This window comes from Pseudomonas sp. Pseusp9, assembly GCF_059491265.1.
On sequence record NZ_CP168500.1, the window covers coordinates 3,762,663 to 3,778,881 of the forward strand.

At 61.8% G+C, this 16,219-nt stretch carries 15 protein-coding genes; 8 read left to right on the top strand and 7 right to left on the bottom strand.

Annotated features, from left to right (window positions below):
* Positions 1 to 116 precede the first annotated feature (116 nt).
* From ACEN8E_RS16785 to ACEN8E_RS16810, 6 genes are all read left to right on the top strand, one after another.
* Positions 117 to 1,301 (top strand): ABC transporter substrate-binding protein, encoded by a 1,185-nt coding sequence (locus ACEN8E_RS16785; RefSeq protein ID WP_495589060.1) that lies wholly within the window; start codon positions 117 to 119, stop codon positions 1,299 to 1,301.
* A 28-nt stretch (positions 1,302 to 1,329) separates the two neighbouring features.
* The gene (locus ACEN8E_RS16790; protein ID WP_495589061.1) at positions 1,330 to 2,289 is read left to right on the top strand and encodes a YVTN family beta-propeller repeat protein; all 960 of its coding nucleotides are present in this window, start codon (positions 1,330 to 1,332) and stop codon (positions 2,287 to 2,289) included.
* Positions 2,286 to 3,017 (top strand): ABC transporter ATP-binding protein, encoded by a 732-nt coding sequence (locus ACEN8E_RS16795; RefSeq protein ID WP_495589062.1) that lies wholly within the window; start codon positions 2,286 to 2,288, stop codon positions 3,015 to 3,017. The genes ACEN8E_RS16790 and ACEN8E_RS16795 overlap by 4 nt, the downstream gene beginning before the upstream one ends.
* A complete protein-coding gene (locus ACEN8E_RS16800) occupies positions 3,014 to 3,805 on the top strand; it encodes an ABC transporter permease (RefSeq protein WP_495589063.1) in 792 nt (263 codons plus the stop codon). Before ACEN8E_RS16795 ends, ACEN8E_RS16800 begins: the two co-directional genes overlap by 4 nt.
* Before the next feature lie 224 nt (positions 3,806 to 4,029).
* Complete coding sequence (locus tag ACEN8E_RS16805) at positions 4,030 to 4,587, top strand: PQQ-dependent catabolism-associated CXXCW motif protein (RefSeq protein ID WP_495589064.1); 558 nt, start codon at positions 4,030 to 4,032, stop codon at positions 4,585 to 4,587.
* Between the two features lie 57 nt (positions 4,588 to 4,644).
* On the top strand, positions 4,645 to 5,310 hold the full coding sequence (locus tag ACEN8E_RS16810) for a response regulator transcription factor (protein WP_057397452.1): 666 nt from the start codon (positions 4,645 to 4,647) through the stop codon (positions 5,308 to 5,310).
* 99 nt (positions 5,311 to 5,409) lie between these two features.
* Here ACEN8E_RS16810 and nahK read toward each other — a convergent pair whose 3' ends face one another.
* The 6 genes from nahK to ACEN8E_RS16840 form a co-directional block, all read right to left on the bottom strand.
* A complete protein-coding gene (gene nahK, locus ACEN8E_RS16815) occupies positions 5,410 to 8,043 on the bottom strand; it encodes a hybrid sensor histidine kinase/response regulator NahK/ErcS' (protein ID WP_495589065.1) in 2,634 nt (877 codons plus the stop codon).
* Entirely contained in the window at positions 7,973 to 9,130 is a 1,158-nt protein-coding gene (nosP, locus tag ACEN8E_RS16820; protein WP_495589066.1) for a nitric oxide-sensing protein NosP, read from the bottom strand. The genes nahK and nosP overlap by 71 nt, the downstream gene beginning before the upstream one ends.
* A 155-nt stretch (positions 9,131 to 9,285) precedes the next feature.
* Entirely contained in the window at positions 9,286 to 10,470 is a 1,185-nt protein-coding gene (locus ACEN8E_RS16825) for a porin (RefSeq protein ID WP_495589067.1), read from the bottom strand.
* 208 nt (positions 10,471 to 10,678) lie between these two features.
* Positions 10,679 to 11,485: a sulfite exporter TauE/SafE family protein gene (locus ACEN8E_RS16830; RefSeq protein WP_495589068.1), complete on the bottom strand. Its 807-nt coding sequence runs from the start codon at positions 11,483 to 11,485 to the stop codon at positions 10,679 to 10,681.
* Positions 11,486 to 11,494: 9 nt separating this feature from the next.
* Complete coding sequence (locus ACEN8E_RS16835; RefSeq protein WP_495589069.1) at positions 11,495 to 12,739, bottom strand: NAD(P)/FAD-dependent oxidoreductase; 1,245 nt, start codon at positions 12,737 to 12,739, stop codon at positions 11,495 to 11,497.
* A 166-nt stretch (positions 12,740 to 12,905) separates the two neighbouring features.
* Positions 12,906 to 13,247, bottom strand: coding sequence for an ArsR/SmtB family transcription factor (locus ACEN8E_RS16840; RefSeq protein ID WP_495589070.1), 342 nt, complete (start codon positions 13,245 to 13,247; stop codon positions 12,906 to 12,908).
* A 103-nt stretch (positions 13,248 to 13,350) separates the two neighbouring features.
* Between ACEN8E_RS16840 and ACEN8E_RS16845 the strand changes: the two genes are divergently transcribed.
* Complete coding sequence (locus ACEN8E_RS16845) at positions 13,351 to 14,214, top strand: MBL fold metallo-hydrolase (protein WP_495589071.1); 864 nt, start codon at positions 13,351 to 13,353, stop codon at positions 14,212 to 14,214.
* Between the two features lie 98 nt (positions 14,215 to 14,312).
* Here ACEN8E_RS16845 and bkdR read toward each other — a convergent pair whose 3' ends face one another.
* Positions 14,313 to 14,798, bottom strand: coding sequence for a Bkd operon transcriptional regulator BkdR (bkdR, locus tag ACEN8E_RS16850; protein ID WP_095944115.1), 486 nt, complete (start codon positions 14,796 to 14,798; stop codon positions 14,313 to 14,315).
* 185 nt (positions 14,799 to 14,983) lie between these two features.
* Here bkdR and ACEN8E_RS16855 point away from each other — a divergent pair, with 185 nt between their 5' ends.
* The gene (locus tag ACEN8E_RS16855; RefSeq protein WP_495589072.1) at positions 14,984 to 16,219 is read left to right on the top strand and encodes a 3-methyl-2-oxobutanoate dehydrogenase (2-methylpropanoyl-transferring) subunit alpha; all 1,236 of its coding nucleotides are present in this window, start codon (positions 14,984 to 14,986) and stop codon (positions 16,217 to 16,219) included.

Sequence of the window (16,219 nt, forward strand, 5' to 3'; positions counted from 1 at the left end):
AGAACCGCGCCGTACGTGGCGGGCTACTACCTTGGTACTGGCCCTTCGGTACTTTCTGCATATTTTCACTGCACCACAGGCTTTCTATGCTGGCGCTACCGGTCATGGAGAGCCTTATGCGCCAGCTTGCCCCTTATGCCCTGATCTATCTGCTGGCGATTGCCTGTGCCGCCGGCCTGGCCACCCATAGCCAGGCCGCGGATGCCCCCTTGCAGGTGCGCATCGGCTACCTGGGTTATCGCCCCGACCCTGGCCCGTTGCTGTCGAACGTCATTCCCGAACCCATTGATGCCGGCCTGCGCGGCGCCGAACTGGCGATCACCGACAGCAACAGCACCGGGCGTTTTCTCAATCACGGCTACAGTCTGGTCAGCGCCAGCGTCGACAGCCCCGAAGCCTTGCTCGAAGCGGCGAAGGTGCAGCACGAACAAGGTCTGCGCCTGTTTGTGGTGAACGCACCCGCAGGCAGCCTGCAGCAGCTCAGTGCCGCACTGCCCGACAGCCTGCTGTTCAACGCCGGCAGCCCGGACGACAACCTGCGCACCAGCGATTGCCTGCCGAACGTGCTGCACACCTTGCCGAGCCGGGCGATGCTCGCCGATGCACTGGTGCAGTTTCTGGTGCTGCGCAAATGGCAGCGGGCGCTGCTGATAGTCGGCCCGACGGCGGACGATCAAGCCTACGCCGCCGCCCTGCGCCGCGCCGCCAGGCGCTTCGGCCTGCAACTGGTGGCGGAAAAACCCTGGAGCTTTGATAACGACCAGCGGCGCAGTGCCCAGGCGGATATGCCGCTGTTCACCCAGACCGCCGAGTACGACGTGGTACTGGTGGCCGATGAACGCGGCGACTTCGGTGAATACGTGCCCTACCAGACCTGGTACCCGCGCCCGGTCGCCGGCACCCAGGGCCTGACCCCGGTGGGCTGGCACAAGACCGTGGAAACCTACGGCGCCGCGCAACTGCAAAAACGCTTCGAAGCCCTGGCCGGACGCTGGATGAACGACCGCGATTTCGCCGCATGGATTGCCGTGCGCAGTATCGCCAGCGCCGTGAGCAAACTGCGTCAGGCCGAGCCGATGGCGATCCGTACGCTTGAAATCAGCGACCAGTTGCCGCTCGACGGCTTCAAGGGCCGCAAGCTCAGCTATCGGCCGTGGAACGGCCAGTTGCGCCAGCCGATTCCCATTGTCCAGCCCCGGGCACTGGTCAGCACCTCACCCCAGGACGGCTTTCTGCACCCGTTCAACGAGATGGACAGCCTGGGCTACGACAAGAACGAGGTCAGCTGCCGCTTTCCCTGAACACAACAACTACAACAAGGACACTGCCATGCGCCGCACCCTGCTTTCATGCGCCCTGCTGCTCGCCGCTGGCCACGCCGTCGCCAGCACGGCCTGGGTCTCCAACGAAAAGGACAACAGCCTGAGCCTGATCGACATGCAGACCCTGCAAGTCACCGACACCCTGCCCGTCGGCCAGCGCCCCCGCGGCCTGCTGCTGTCCCATGACAACAAGCTGTTGTACATCTGCGCCAGTGACTCGGACCGGGTCCAGGTGATGGACGTGGCCACGCGCAAGATCATCAAGGAATTGCCCTCGGGCAAAGACCCTGAACAATTCGCCCTGCACCCGAACAATCGCTGGTTGTATGTCTCCAACGAAGACGATGCACTGGTCACGGTGATCGACACCGAGACCTCCAAGGTCCTCGGCCAGATCAACGTCGGCGTCGAACCCGAAGGCATGGCGGTGAGCCCTGACGGCAAGTGGGCGGTCAATACCAGCGAAACCACCAACATGCTGCACTGGATCGACACCAGCACCCAGACCCTGGCCGACAGCACCCTGGTGGATCAGCGACCGCGCTTCGTCGAGTTCTCCCCGGATGGCGCGAAGCTCTGGGCTTCGGCGGAAATCGGCGGCACCGTGAGCATTCTCGACGTGGCCAGCCGCAACGTCCTCAAGACCCTGAACTTCCAGATCAAGGGCGTGCACCCGGACAAGGTGCAACCGGTGGGCATCAAGCTCAGCGCCGATGGAAAATACGCATTCGTCGCCCTCGGCCCGGCCAATCACGTCGCGGTGGTCGACGCCAGAACCTTCGAGATTGTCGATTACCTGCTGGTGGGCCGACGGGTCTGGCAGATGGCGTTCACTCCGGACCAGAAGCAATTGCTGACCACCAACGGCGTCAGCGGCGATGTCTCGGTGATCGATGTCGACAGTCTCAAGGTCAGCAAGTCGGTAAAGGTCGGGCGCTATCCCTGGGGCGTGGTGGTGACGCCATGAACGCCCTTGAAGTCAGTGACCTGAGCTTCGCCTACGGTACCCGGGAGGCCTTGCGCAAGGTGAGTTTCAATCTGCAGCCCGGGCATTTCGCCGCGCTGCTGGGGCCCAACGGTGCGGGCAAGTCGACCCTGATTGCCCTGCTGACCCGGCTCTATGATCTGCAACAAGGCGAGATCCGCGTCGGTGGCTGTTCATTGCGCAGCGCGGCACGCAATGCACTCCGGCAATTGGGCGTGGTGTTCCAGCAAAGCACGCTGGACCTGGACCTCAGCGTCGAGCAGAACCTGCGTTATCACGCGGCATTGCATGGCCTGTCCCGGCGTCAGAGCGGCCTTCGGGTCGACGCCGAACTGGCCCGCCAGGCCCTGACCGAGCGCCGCCGCGAACGGGTGCGTGAACTCAACGGCGGCCATCGTCGGCGGGTAGAAATTGCCCGCGCCCTGTTGCATGAGCCGCGTCTGCTGCTGCTCGATGAAGCCAGTGTCGGCCTCGACCCGGCGAGTCGCCTGGCGCTCAATCAGCACCTGCGCAGCCTGTGTCGCGAGGAGCGCATCAGCGTGCTCTGGACCACTCACCTGCTCGACGAAGTGCAGCCCAGTGACGACTTGCTGATTCTTCATCAAGGCCGGCTGGTAGCCAGCGGACAAGCCGATGCCCTGAGCCTGGAACACGGCGGTGACCTCGGTTCGGCATTCACCCGCCTGACGACCACAGGAGCCACGCAATGACAGCCTACTGGCAATGCTTGAGCGGCATCGTGCTACGCGAATGGCTGCGCTTTGTGCTGCAACGCACGCGGTTTCTCAGCGCCCTGGTGCGGCCACTGCTGTGGCTGCTGGTATTCGCGGCCGGTTTTCGCGCAGCGCTCGGGATCGCCATCATCGAGCCCTACGACACCTACATTCCCTATGAGGTCTACATCATTCCGGGGCTGGCCTGCATGATCCTGCTGTTCAACGGCATGCAGGGGTCACTGTCGATGGTCTACGACCGCGAGATGGGCAGCATGCGCGTGCTGTTGACCAGCCCCCTGCCACGCACCTTCGTGCTGTGCAGCAAGCTGCTGGCCACCTCACTGATTTCGCTGTTGCAGGTGTATGCGTTTCTGGCGATTGCCTGGATTTACGGCGTACGGCCACCCGCCCTGGGTCTGTTGATGGCGTTGCCGGCCCTGCTGCTGGTGGCGTTGATGCTCAGCGCACTGGGCCTGTTGCTGTCGAACGCGATCCGTCAGTTGGAGAACTTTGCCGGGGTGATGAATTTCGTGATCTTCCCGCTGTTTTTCCTGTCATCGGCGCTGTATCCGCTGTGGAAGATGCGCGAGGCCAGCGAGTGGCTGTATTGGCTGTGCGCCCTGAACCCGTTCAGCCATGCGGTGGAACTGGTGCGCTTTGCCTTGTATGAGCGCTTCAATCCGCTGGCGCTGGCGGTGTGCGTGGGGCTGACGCTGCTGTTCGCGCTGCTCGCGGTGCTGACCTTCAACCCCCAACACGCCGCCCTGCGCAAAACCGGGTAACAACACGATCCCAATGTGGGAGCGAGCCTGCTCGCTAAGACGGCGGTACATTCAATGAATGAGTTGACTGACACAACGCCTTCGCGAGCAGGCTCGCTCCTACAGGTGATCTTTTTTGAACTGGGTGAAATTACTACTTTAGTACTGGTTTCCCTGTCTATCGTCGCATTCCCAACGTCCTCCGACTGGCATGTAATAGGTCCATAACTATAAGGACTGAACCCATGCCGCGTGCCCGACGTCGCCTGTTGCGCCCTGTTCTCGCCGCCCTGTCACTGAGCCTGCTGCTGAGTACTGCACAGGCCGACACAGCGCTGTTCTCCACCGACGGCTATCGCATCGGCCTGTACCGCAGCCCGACGCCCGACCAGCTGCACGGCGCAACCATCGTCGACACCCGCGCCCTGCAGACGCTGCTCAGCCAAAACCCGCGCCCGGTGCTGATCGACGTCTACCGCCGTCAGTGGCTGCAAGGGCAATTCATCGAGGACCAGCCCCATGAAAACCTGCCCGGCAGCCATTGGCTGGCCAATACCGGCGACGGCGACCTGACGCCCGCCTGGCAGGATTATTTCTCCCGCAACCTGAAGTCACTGGCTGGCGGCGACCCGACGCACCCGCTGGTCTTCTATTGCCGCTCCGACTGCTGGTTGAGCTGGAACGCGGTCAAACGCGCAGCCACCATGGGCTATAAGACCCTGTATTGGTATCGCGATGGCCTGGACGCCTGGCAAGCGGCCAATCTGCCGGTTTCGCCGGCCACACCCGAGCCCTTTCCCTGAAGCTTTACGCGTGCGTGTAGTTGCCACACCATAATCAAAATAATGAGGTGAAAGGCCATGTACAAAATTCTGATTGCCGACGATCACCCGCTGTTTCGCGAAGCCATTCACAACGTCATCAGCGACGGTTTTGCCGGCAGCGAAGTGATGGAAACCGCTGACCTGGACAGCGCCCTGGCGCTGACCCGGGAACACGATGACCTCGACCTGATCCTGCTCGACCTGAACATGCCCGGCATGCACGGGCTCAATGGCCTGATCAACCTGCGCAACGAAGCACCGACCATTCCGGTGGTGATTGTTTCCGCCGAGCAAGACAAACAGATCGTGCTGCAAGCCATCACCTATGGTGCCGTGGGTTTTATTACCAAGTCTTCACCGCGCGCACAGATGACCGATGCCATTCAGCAAATTCTCAATGGCAATGTCTACCTGCCCCCGGACATCATCCGCACTGCCAAAAGCAGCACCCAACGGCGGATGAACGACACTCCGAGCTTCCCGCCCGAACTGCTCCAGGCCCTGACCCGCAAGCAACTGCAAGTGCTGGAGCGCATGACCAAGGGCGAATCGAACAAGCAGATCGCCTACACCCTGGAAATCGCCGAGACCACGGTCAAGGCCCACGTTTCGGCGATACTGCGCAAGCTCAATGTGCACAACCGGGTGCAGGCGATCCTGAGTGCCGGGGATATTGATTTCGGGTCATACCTGCGGCGTTGAATCAGAAAGACCGCGGCGCGCCTTTCGCGAGCAGGCTCGCTCCCACAAGGACAGCGATGTACCTGTGGGAGCGAGCCTGCTCGCGAAGGGAGCGCCACTTCATGGCCTGCCCAACAAATGACTCATCGCCGTCTTCAACTTCATCGGCCGCACCGGCTTGTGCATCAGGGTGTGGCCCAGTTCGCGGATCTGCTGTTTGAGTTCATTGCTGTAGTTGGCCGTGATCATCATCGCCGGGACCGGTGACGCGCGCCGGGCATTGATCCGGGCGACGGCGTCGACTCCGTTGCGGTCGTTGTCCAGGTGGTAATCGGCGATCAGCAAGTCGGCCTCGGCTTGGTAGTTGTCCACTTGCCGCGCCAGGTCTTCCTCCGACAGCGCCGTCACCACCCGACACCCCCACCCCTCCAGCAAGGTGCGCATGCCGGCACAGATGGTTGCGTCGTTGTCCAGTACCCAGATCCGTGCACCACGCAGGCGTTCAAGCATCGGCTCGCTCATCGGCAATGTCGGCGGCGGTTTCGGCGCGGTGTCGCTCAGCGGTACTTCGACCGAGAACATCGAGCCCCGGCCCGGCCACGAGCGCACATGTATGCGATGCCCGAGGATGCCGGCAATTTTCTCGACAATCGCCAGACCCAGGCCCAGGCCGCGATCCTGATCGGGGCGCTGCACGTCACCGCGCTTGAACTCCTGGAAAATCTCCTCCAGGCGATGCTCGGCAATGCCCATGCCGCTGTCCCAGACTTCGATCGTCAGGCACTGACGATGCCGCCTGCACCCCAGCACCACGCGACCACTGCAGGTATAGCGAATCGCATTGCTCAGCAGATTGCGCAGAATGCGCGCCAGCAACTGGATGTCGCTGCGCACCAGCGCCGAACAACCGATGAAGTGCAGTTGCAGGCCCTCGCTGCGCGCCACCTGGGTGTATTCGGCGGCCAGGTTGTCCAGCAGCTCACTGAGGGCGAACGGCGCGATGTCGGCCTTGATCACCCCTGCATCGAGCTTGGAAATATCCACCAGGGTGCCCAGCAGGTTTTCCACGTCTTCCAGGGAATTGCTCACGTTGCGCACCAGTATCTCGCTGGACATCGGCTCACGCCGTTCCAGCAAGGCACTGGTAAACAGTCGCGCGGCATTCAACGGTTGCAGCAGGTCGTGGCTGACGGCCGCAAGGAACTTGGTTTTCGACAGGTTGGCCTGCTCGGCTTCCTGCTTGGCCTCGCGCAAGCGTGACTCGACCAGGCGACGCTCATCGATCTCGCGCAGCAACTGATCGTTGAGGGTGGTCAATTCCGCCGTGCGTTCGCGTACCCGCAGCTCAAGGTTCTGATAGGCCTGATGCAGCGCCTCGGCGGTGCGGCGGCGTTCGGTGATGTCGCGGATCAGCACGAAAATCCCCACCACCTCGCCACTGGCCAGGCGGTTGGGCACATAGGAGCGCAGCATGTAGCGTTCCTGCTCGTTGACGTTGGTTTCGGCGAACTCGAAGGTCACGCTCTCGCCCGCCAGCGCCCTGGCCACGTAGGGTTCCAGCCGCTGGTAATGCTGTTCACTGTGCACTTCGCGCAAGCTCTGGCCGAGCATCACGCCTCGGGGCCAGCAGTACCACTCTTCGTAGACCTTGTTGGTGAACTCGTAGACCAGATCGGCATTGAGGTAGGCAATCAGTGCCGGCACGTGATCGGTGATCAGGCGAATCCAGTGTTCGCTTTCACTCAGCGCCTCGGCGTGCTGGTAGCGTTCGGTAATGTCGGTGAAGGTGTTGACGAAACCGCCGGTGGGCAGCGGATGGGTGCGGATTTCCAGGACCCGGCCATCGTACAGGCGCTGCTCGCACTCCCTTACCGGTCGTCCGTTGCCATCGCGACTGGCCGGGGTCAGCAGGTTCAATTCGCTGTCGGCGATCACTTCGGCAAACGGGCGATGGGCCGCCACCGGCGCCAGACCGCTCAACTCCAGGAAACGCCGGTTCCACAGCTCCAGAATGCCCTCGGCGTTGACCATTGCCACCCCTTGGGACAAGTTGTCGACCGCCCGTTGCAACAGATGCGACTTCTGCGCCACCGCCTGCTCACGGCGTACGGTTTCGCTGAGTTTGACGTCGGTAATGTCGGTGAACAGAATCACCCGCCCACCTTCCTGGGTCGGCCGCTCGCTGATTTGCAGCCAGCGCCCGTCCTGCAGGCGGTAAAGCAGGTTTTCGTCGGCATGCCCGCGCGGCTCTTCGGTGAACAGGCCGTTGTTCATCATCAGGCGCTTGACCTCGGTCAGGCGCATGCCGGCGTTGATCCGCATCCGGCTGTTGCTCCAGAACGCCTTGAAGCGACTGTTGAACAGCACGATGCGCTGCTCGGCATCGAACAGGACGAAGGCGTCGGAAATACTTTCGATGGCATCGATCAGGTGTTGATGCGCCGTTTCCGCGCGCAGGCGGGCTTCGCTGAGCAAATGATTACCGGCCTTGAGTTCCGCCATGGCCTGGTTCAGGGCATCGGTGCGTTCGCGCACTTGCTCGGCCAGCACCACCGAATGCTGGAATGCGGCGTACGGATCGTTGCCGCGGGTCACCCCGGACTCGACCCGTTCGATCAGCGCGCCATTGATGCGCTGCAGTTTATGGTTTTCGAGGCGCAGCCTGGCCAGCTCGGCCTGCAGCTCAGCGAGGTCCTGGGGCACGGCCACGGGCAATGGCAACGCCGGTGAAGGTCTGGTTGATGTGCATGCCATTGAACTGTTCTCCATAGGTGTTGAAACCCATCACCCGTTGCTCACGCAAAAACGCGCCGATCCGGTCAAGACTGCCGTCGTCTTCGAGTTCCAGACGCCGCAGGAAACAGTCGCAACCGATGGTCAGCAGCAAATCACCCAGGCGCTCCTGCAACCCCTCGAACAGGCTCTGCAGGTTCGGCAGCATCGGGCCCGGGGTCATCGCGGTGAGGACGATGCCGTTTTCCACGGCGCAGTAGAAACTCAGGCTCAGGTCCGGATGCACCTGCTGGATGGCCCGCACGTAGTACTGCTGGTTGATTCGCACCGCCAGCGGGTGCGCGGCGAAGACACGGTGATCGAGCTGCTCCACCGGCACGCCGATATGCCGGGCGTACTCGGCGGCTGCCGGCTCGGCATTGAGTTCGAAGACCCGGCGCAAGGCACTGTCGGCTCCGGTGACCACCAGTTTCTCGGCACGGGGCAACACGTGATGGGTGGTGAACACTTCGAAATCCAGCCAGGTATTGACCAGCACCACCACGGCCGCGCCGCTGTGAAACTCGCCATCGAAGTACACATGGGTATGTGTCAGGTAGTTATCGTCGCCGGCCGAGCCGCCGAAATGCGGAATGTCGCCCAAGGCCGCGCTCAAGGCCGCCAGGACCATTTCTTCGCGGCTGGACAGGCCATCGAGCAGGGTCAGGGCAAAGCTGTTGCCCTTGATCGGGGCCAGGGTGTTGCTGCGGCAGCCACTGACCAGGCGCTCGACCATTTGCTGGGCGTCGATCAGGCTGAAGTGCTCCATCTGGTCGATCAGCTCGATCGCGATGGAAAAGTGCCGATGATCGAAGCCCACCGCCGTCACGCAATTGCGCCCGTAGCCCAGCGGGGTAATCTCCCCGGCGCTGGTGCAGCCCACCAGGCGAATGCCGCCGAAGCTGTGCTGCAAGGCCTGGCCCAGCACCTGCAAGTCGTACTCGGCGGAACAGAAGAACAGCACGAACCCCAGGTGCGGATGCAACAACTGTCCTGCCAGTTCCTGCGCGACCTGCCGGGCATCGGTGGCCTGGGACATTGCACTGACGACGCCTTCGCTCTGCTGCATCCTTACCTCCCGCAGGTGCGTGTGTATGAGGCACGAGTGTACGAAGTCTGTGGGGGGCGACGAATGCTACTTGGGTAGCGGGTAGCCGCTTCGATGGGATGAGGCGGTTGGCGACCCTCGCCGCGATGCGCACGGCCAGGGTCACCTCCCGGGGGTTACCAGGTCAGCACCGCACCCACGGCAAAGGTGTCGGTGTCTTCGTTCTGGGCACTGGTGTCGTGGCCGTTGATTTCGAACTGGTTGTACTCGGCCACCAGCTTGAGGTTGTCGTTCACGTCATGGAACAACGCGATGCCGCGGGTCTCGTAGTCCGCGCCGCTGCCGACCACGCCGTTGCCATCGTCATTGGTCTTGCCGTAGGACAAGGCCAGGCGGTTCTTGCCCAGTTTGTAGGAGCCCTGCAACAGGTAGCCGTCGCTGTCGACGTTGCGCAGGGTCGGCTCGCCGGCATTGTTGGTGAAAAACGGGTTGATGCCCTTGGCCTGGAAACCCGACCCGGTGAGGGACAAGCCGCCCATCTTCGCCTGCACACCATAACCGACACCCTTGGAGGTGACGGTCTGGACCGAGGAATCGGTGTTGTCCGAGGTCTGATAGCTGCCGTTGACCCAGCTGTAGATCTTTGCCCCGGCCAGGTCGAACTGATAGGTGACTTCGCTCTCGGTACGCGGGTTTTCCTGATACGCCTTGCCCGTCGGGCTACTGTCGTTGGTGTCTACCGGGTCCATGATGCCTACCGCCACGCGCAGACCGTCGATCACCGGGGTGCGATAGGTGATCTGCGAGGTCGGGAACGGATACGGGTAACCGGTGCCGATGTTGCCGAACGACACCCCGCCGCCATCCACCAGCCCCAACGTATCGCTGACCTGACCGTAACCGGCGAGCATTTCGTCGAGCAGGATGTTGGAACGGGCGAACAGCCCGAAGTCTTTGCCGATCAGCACTTCGCCCCATTCCGGGTTGGCCACTGTGCCATAGAACTGGCGCACATCGATGGCCGTGTCGGTGCCGTTGGTTTGACTGTCGTTGATGGTGACCCAGAACGAGGCGCGGGCACCGAGCTTGAGATCGTCTACCTGCTTGCCCATGTTGAACCCCAGGTAGTTGGGCAAAAAGCCCATCTTCACCCGCGACTGCCGACGGTCGAACTGATCGCCGGCACGGTCGACATCACTGTTCACGTAAAAGGCGTTGATGTAACCGTCGGTGGAGAACGTGGTCTGGTCCTTGTCGTACAGCATGATTTCCGCCTTGGCCACCGGGCTCAGGCCAAGGGCAGACAGGCTGGCGATGACGGCTGGCAGAAAACGATGCGTGAAGTTCTTATTGTTGTGCATGGCGCGCTCCGAAACGGGGACTGAGTGTCGGAGGCGATTATCGAAACCTGACCGGCGGCGCCATACGCTGCCTTGGGGGTGGTTTTCAGCTGCTTTGGACTGGCCGGCGGTGCGTGGCCACTATGGCGTACGACCGCTGGTCAGCGAGGCTCGCCACTTAGGGTGTAGGCCTGCGGACCCCACTGGCATCCGCAGGTACCGGTACCGGTCAGGCGTTGGCTTTGAACAGCATGTAAGCGGCGACCACCACGCAGATGCTGGCGAACCCGACCTGCAAGCCCCGCGCCGGCACCCGCGCGCACAGCTTGCGGCCAACGATCATGCCGGCGATGCTGGCGCCGATGAAGGTGGCACCGACGCCGTCAATGCGCACGCCGGCATGGAAAGCGCCGATCACACCGATGGCGGAAATCAGGCTGATCACCATCAGCGAGGTGGCGACAATCCCGCGCATTTGCACATCAGTCAGTTGCTTGAAGGCCGGGACGATCAGAAAGCCGCCGCCTACTCCCAGCAAACCCGAGACCACGCCGGTCACCGCACCGAGTGCGGCGAGGGTCGCGGTGCATTTGGCGGTCCAGGAAAAGCGCCCGGTCTGTTGATCGAGCATGCAGCTCTTCTGGCCCCAGTTGGCCTGCCCATGATCGCTCGGGCCGTCACCCTTGCGCTCACGGCGCAACATCCGCCAGGCCACCATGACCATCAACAGGCTGAACAGGATCATCAGGATTTTTTCCGGCAACTGATGGGCGAAGTAGATGCCCACCGGCGAAAACACCGCACCCAGGGCCGCGATCAGCAGCGCCGCGCGATAACGCACCAGGCCATGGCGCAAACCATCGATGGCGCCGACCGCCGCCGCACTGCCCACCGCGAACAACGCCACCGGAGCGGCCTGGGTCATGCTCCAGCCCAGCCCCAACACCAGCGCCGGGACCGCAAGGATACCGCCGCCGGCGCCAGTCAAGCCGAGCACCAATCCCATCACTACGCCAAACAGACTTGCCAGCAACATAGGGAGCTCTCAATCGACCCTGGATACACGTGTCAGCCACTCGCGGCCCTTCAGCATACCGTTCCAGTAGAACCACGGTAGCAGGGTCGCCTTCAGCCACCATGCCGAGCGGCGCGGCACCGTCGGGTCAAGGGGAAAGGTCGGCAGCAGCTTGCCCGCATAACCGAACTCGGCGAGGATCACCTTGCCCTTCTCCACCGTCAGCGGACAGGAACCATAGCCGTCGTACTTCAGCGGCAGCGCTTGTTGCTTGCGCAAGGCCAGCAGGTTTTCGGCCACCACCACGATCTGCTTGCGCACCGCTGCGGCGGTTTTTGCATTGGTGGTGCCGCAGATGTCACCCAGCGCGAACACGCCTGGATAGCGCGGATGTTGAAGGGTGTGGGGATCGACCTCGCACCAGCCGACGGCGTCGGCCAGCGGACTTTGGGCGATGAAGTCCGGGGAAACTTGTGGTGGCACGACATGCAGCAGGTCAAAGGTCTTTGCCTGGCGGGTGACATTGCCATCGGCATCCTTGACGTCGAACCACGCGGTCTTCGCCGGGCCGTCGACCTTGACCAGATTCGAGTTGAACGCCAACCGGGCGTTGTACTTTTCGATGTACTTCATCAGTGGCGGGACAAAGGTCGCCACACCGAACAGTGCCACGCCCGCAAGATTGAATTCGACGTCAATGTTGTTCAGCACACGACTCTTGTTCCAGTGATCGCAGGACAGGTACAGCGCCTTTTGTGGCGCGCCCGCACATTTGATCGGCATGGCCGGCTGGGTGAACAGTACCTTGCCGCCACGCAATTTCTGCACCTGGTCCCAGGTGTAGGTCGCGTGCTGATAGCTGTAATTGGAGGTCACGCCATGCTGGCCGAGGGTTTCCTCCAAACCTTCGATTTTCTCCCAGGCCAGGCGCAGGCCGGGGCAGACGACCAGATTGAGATAGCTGACCGTGCGCGCGTCACTGAGGGTGAGTTGGCGCTTGTCAGGATCGATGCCGGTCACGGCAGCCTGCACCCAATTGGCCCCACGCGGCATCACCGACGCGGTCGGCCGCACAGTGTTTTCCACGTTGTATGCACCACCGCCGACCAGCGTCCAGGCCGGTTGATAGAAGTGCCGGGGGCTGGGCTCGATCACGGTGATGTTCAGATGCGGGCTACGCTTGAGCAGGCTGGCGACAAGGCCGATGCCCGCCGTGCCGCCGCCGATGACCACGATATCTGCACTGATGGATGGGCCCCAGTGTTGATCGTTCATTGCTTGTTCCTTTTGCTGCACGCAAATTTTCTTCCAGTCGCAACTCAGATCCTGTGGGAGCGAGCCTGCTCGCGAAGGTGGCAGGTCAGTCAATGACAATGTCGACTGACACTACGCTTTCGCGAGCAGGCTCGCTCCCACATTGGATCAGTGTGCTGGCTGGCATTCAGGGTTGAACCCAGCTTTTAAGCACGGCCCCGCAGTACAGCCCGGAGAGGGTTTTCATCACCTGGATCACTTCGTGACTGGCGAGACCGTAAAAAATGTACTTGCCTTCACGACGGGTCGCGACCAGTCCTTCGTCGCGCAGGACCCCCAATTGCTGGGACAGGCTCGGTTGGCGCACGCCGGTCATTTTTTCCAGCTCGCCTACGTTGCGCTCACCCTGGGTCAGCTGGCACAGGATCAACAGGCGATCCTCATTGGCCAGGGCCTTGAGCAGCGCGCATGCCTTGGAAGCCGAAGCGCGCAGTTGAGCGACTTCACATTCGGTCAGACTGGATTGCATTTGCAGGATGCCTTCATCGTCACTTAAGCTGTGAACATTATGTTTTTATGTAAAGTGTTGCAACCCATGACTGGTTTTTCCAACCCTGCACAGGTCCGTGTCCATGCCCGCGCTGATTGAAGCTTTCCTCGACCCTGCCTCCTCGACCTACAGTTATGTGGTTTACGAGGCCGATGGCGGGCAGTGTGCGATTGTCGACCCGGTGCTCGATTACGACGGTGCCGCCGGGCGCACCGCGACGACCCAGGCGGACAAAATCATCGCCTTCGTCCGTGCCCACAAGCTGCAGGTGCAATGGCTGCTGGAAACCCACGCCCACGCCGATCACCTGTCCGCCGCGCCTTATCTGCGGCGGGAGCTGGGCGGCAAGATCGCCATTGGCGAGTCGATCAGCAAGGTCCAGGACGTGTTCAAGGCGCTGTTCAATCTGGAGCCCTCCTTTCGCGTCGACGGCTCCCAGTTCGATCACCTGTTCGCCCCCGACGAATCGTTCATGATCGGCAATCTCAAGGCGACCGCCCTGCACGTGCCCGGCCATACCCCGGCGGACATGGCTTACCTGATCGACAATGATGTGATTCTGGTGGGCGATACGATGTTCATGCCGGACGTCGGCACCGCCCGCTGCGATTTCCCCGGCGGCAATGCCAACCAGATGTTCGCCTCGATCCACAAACTGCTGGCCTTCCCCGCCAGCGTGCGGCTGTACGTCTGCCACGACTACCCGCCTAATGGCCGCTCGCCCCAATGCATGACGACTGTGGGCGATCAACGCAAAGACAACATTCATGTGCATGACGGGATCGATGAAGCCGCGTTCGTCGGAATGCGCACACGACGTGATGCAGGGCTGGGCATGCCGACGCTGTTACTGCCGGCGATCCAGGTGAATGTGCGGGCGGGGAATTTGCCGCCGGCCGAGGGCAATGGCGTGACTTACCTGAAAATCCCTCTGAACAAATTCTGACCCTGTAGGAGCGAGCTTGCTCGCGAAAAACGCCAACGATAACGCGGCAAACCTGACGCCCCCCGGCGCCCTCAGGTTTTTCGCGAGCAAGCTCGCTCCTACGGCAACGTCAACCCATTGGCCGGCAACGGCAACGCCGTCTTGTAGCGCACCTGCTTGAGCGCAAAGCTCGAACGGATATTCGCCACCCCTGGCACCTTGGTCAGAAAGTCCATCATGAAGCGCTCCAGCGACTGAATGGTCGGCACCAGTACCCGGATCAGGTAGTCCGGGTCGCCGGCCATCAGGTAGCACTCCATCACTTCGGGGCGGTCGGAAATCGCCTCCTCGAAATGCTGCAACGCCTCCTCCACCTGCTTCTCCAGGCTGACGTGAATGAACACGTTCACATGCAGCCCCAGCAGATCGGCATCCAGCAGCGTCACTTGCTCGCGAATCACCCCCAGTTCTTCCATGGCCTTGACCCGGTTGAAACACGGTGTCGGCGACAGGTTCACCGAACGCGCGAGGTCGGCGTTGGTGATGCGTGCGTTCTCCTGAAGGCTGTTGAGAATGCCGATATCGGTACGGTCCAGTTTGCGCATGAGAAAAAACCACCTGTTTTTTATGTTTATGCAGTTTTTTTATCTGCAAATGGTCTTTAGCGCAACGAAACAGAGAGAAATATTCTTCTTGGGCGGGCCTATGATTGTTGTAGGACAAGATTTCATTTACCGAATGAAATCTGTCAGCTCACTACAAGAAATTCACAAGATCGAGCGTAGAAGCCATGACCCAAGCGTACGAACCGCTGCGCCTGCACGTCCCCGAACCCTCGGGCCGCCCAGGGTGCAAAACCGACTTCTCCTACCTGCACCTGACCGATGCCGGCACGGTGCGCAAACCCCAAATCGACGTTGAACCCGCCGACACCGCCGACCTGGCCCGTGGCCTGATCCGCGTGCTCGACGACCAGGGCAACGCCCACGGCCCCTGGGCTGAAAACGTGCCGGTGGAGATTTTGCGCAAGGGCATGCGTGCCATGCTCAAGACCCGCATCTACGACAACCGCATGGTGGTCGCCCAGCGTCAGAAAAAGATGTCGTTCTACATGCAGAGCCTTGGCGAAGAAGCCATCGGCAGCGCTCAGGCCCTGGCCTTGAACATCGACGACATGTGCTTCCCGACCTACCGCCAGCAAAGCATCCTGATGGCCCGCGACGTACCGCTGGTCGGCCTGATCTGCCAGTTGCTGTCCAACGAGCGCGATCCGCTCAAGGGCCGGCAGTTGCCGATCATGTACTCGGTCAAGGACGCCGGTTTCTTCACCATTTCCGGCAACCTCGCCACCCAGTTCATTCAAGGCGTGGGCTGGGGTATGGCTTCGGCGATCAAGGGCGACACCAAGATCGCCTCGGCGTGGATCGGTGACGGCGCCACCGCCGAATCGGACTTCCACACCGCCCTGACCTTCGCCCACGTATACCGCGCGCCGGTAATCCTCAACGTGGTCAACAACCAGTGGGCGATTTCCACGTTCCAGGCGATTGCCGGTGGTGAAGCCACCACCTTCGCCGGTCGTGGCGTCGGTTGCGGCATTGCTTCCCTGCGGGTCGACGGCAACGACTTCGTCGCGGTCTACGCCGCCTCTGCCTGGGCCGCCGAACGTGCGCGCCGCGGTCTCGGCCCGACCATGATCGAATGGGTCACCTACCGTGCCGGCCCGCACTCGACTTCCGATGATCCGTCGAAATACCGCCCTGCCGATGACTGGAGCCACTTCCCGCTGGGTGATCCGATTGCGCGCCTCAAGCAGCACATGATCAAGATCGGCCAGTGGTCCGAAGAGGAACACACCGCGGTCAGCGCCGAACTGGAAGCCGAAGTGATCGCCGCGCAAAAAGAAGCCGAACAGTACGGCACCCTCGCCGGCGGCCAGATTCCGAGCGCCGCGACCATGTTCGAAGACGTCTACAAAGAGATGCCGGAGCACTTGAAGCGCCAGCGTCAAGAGTTGGGGATCTGA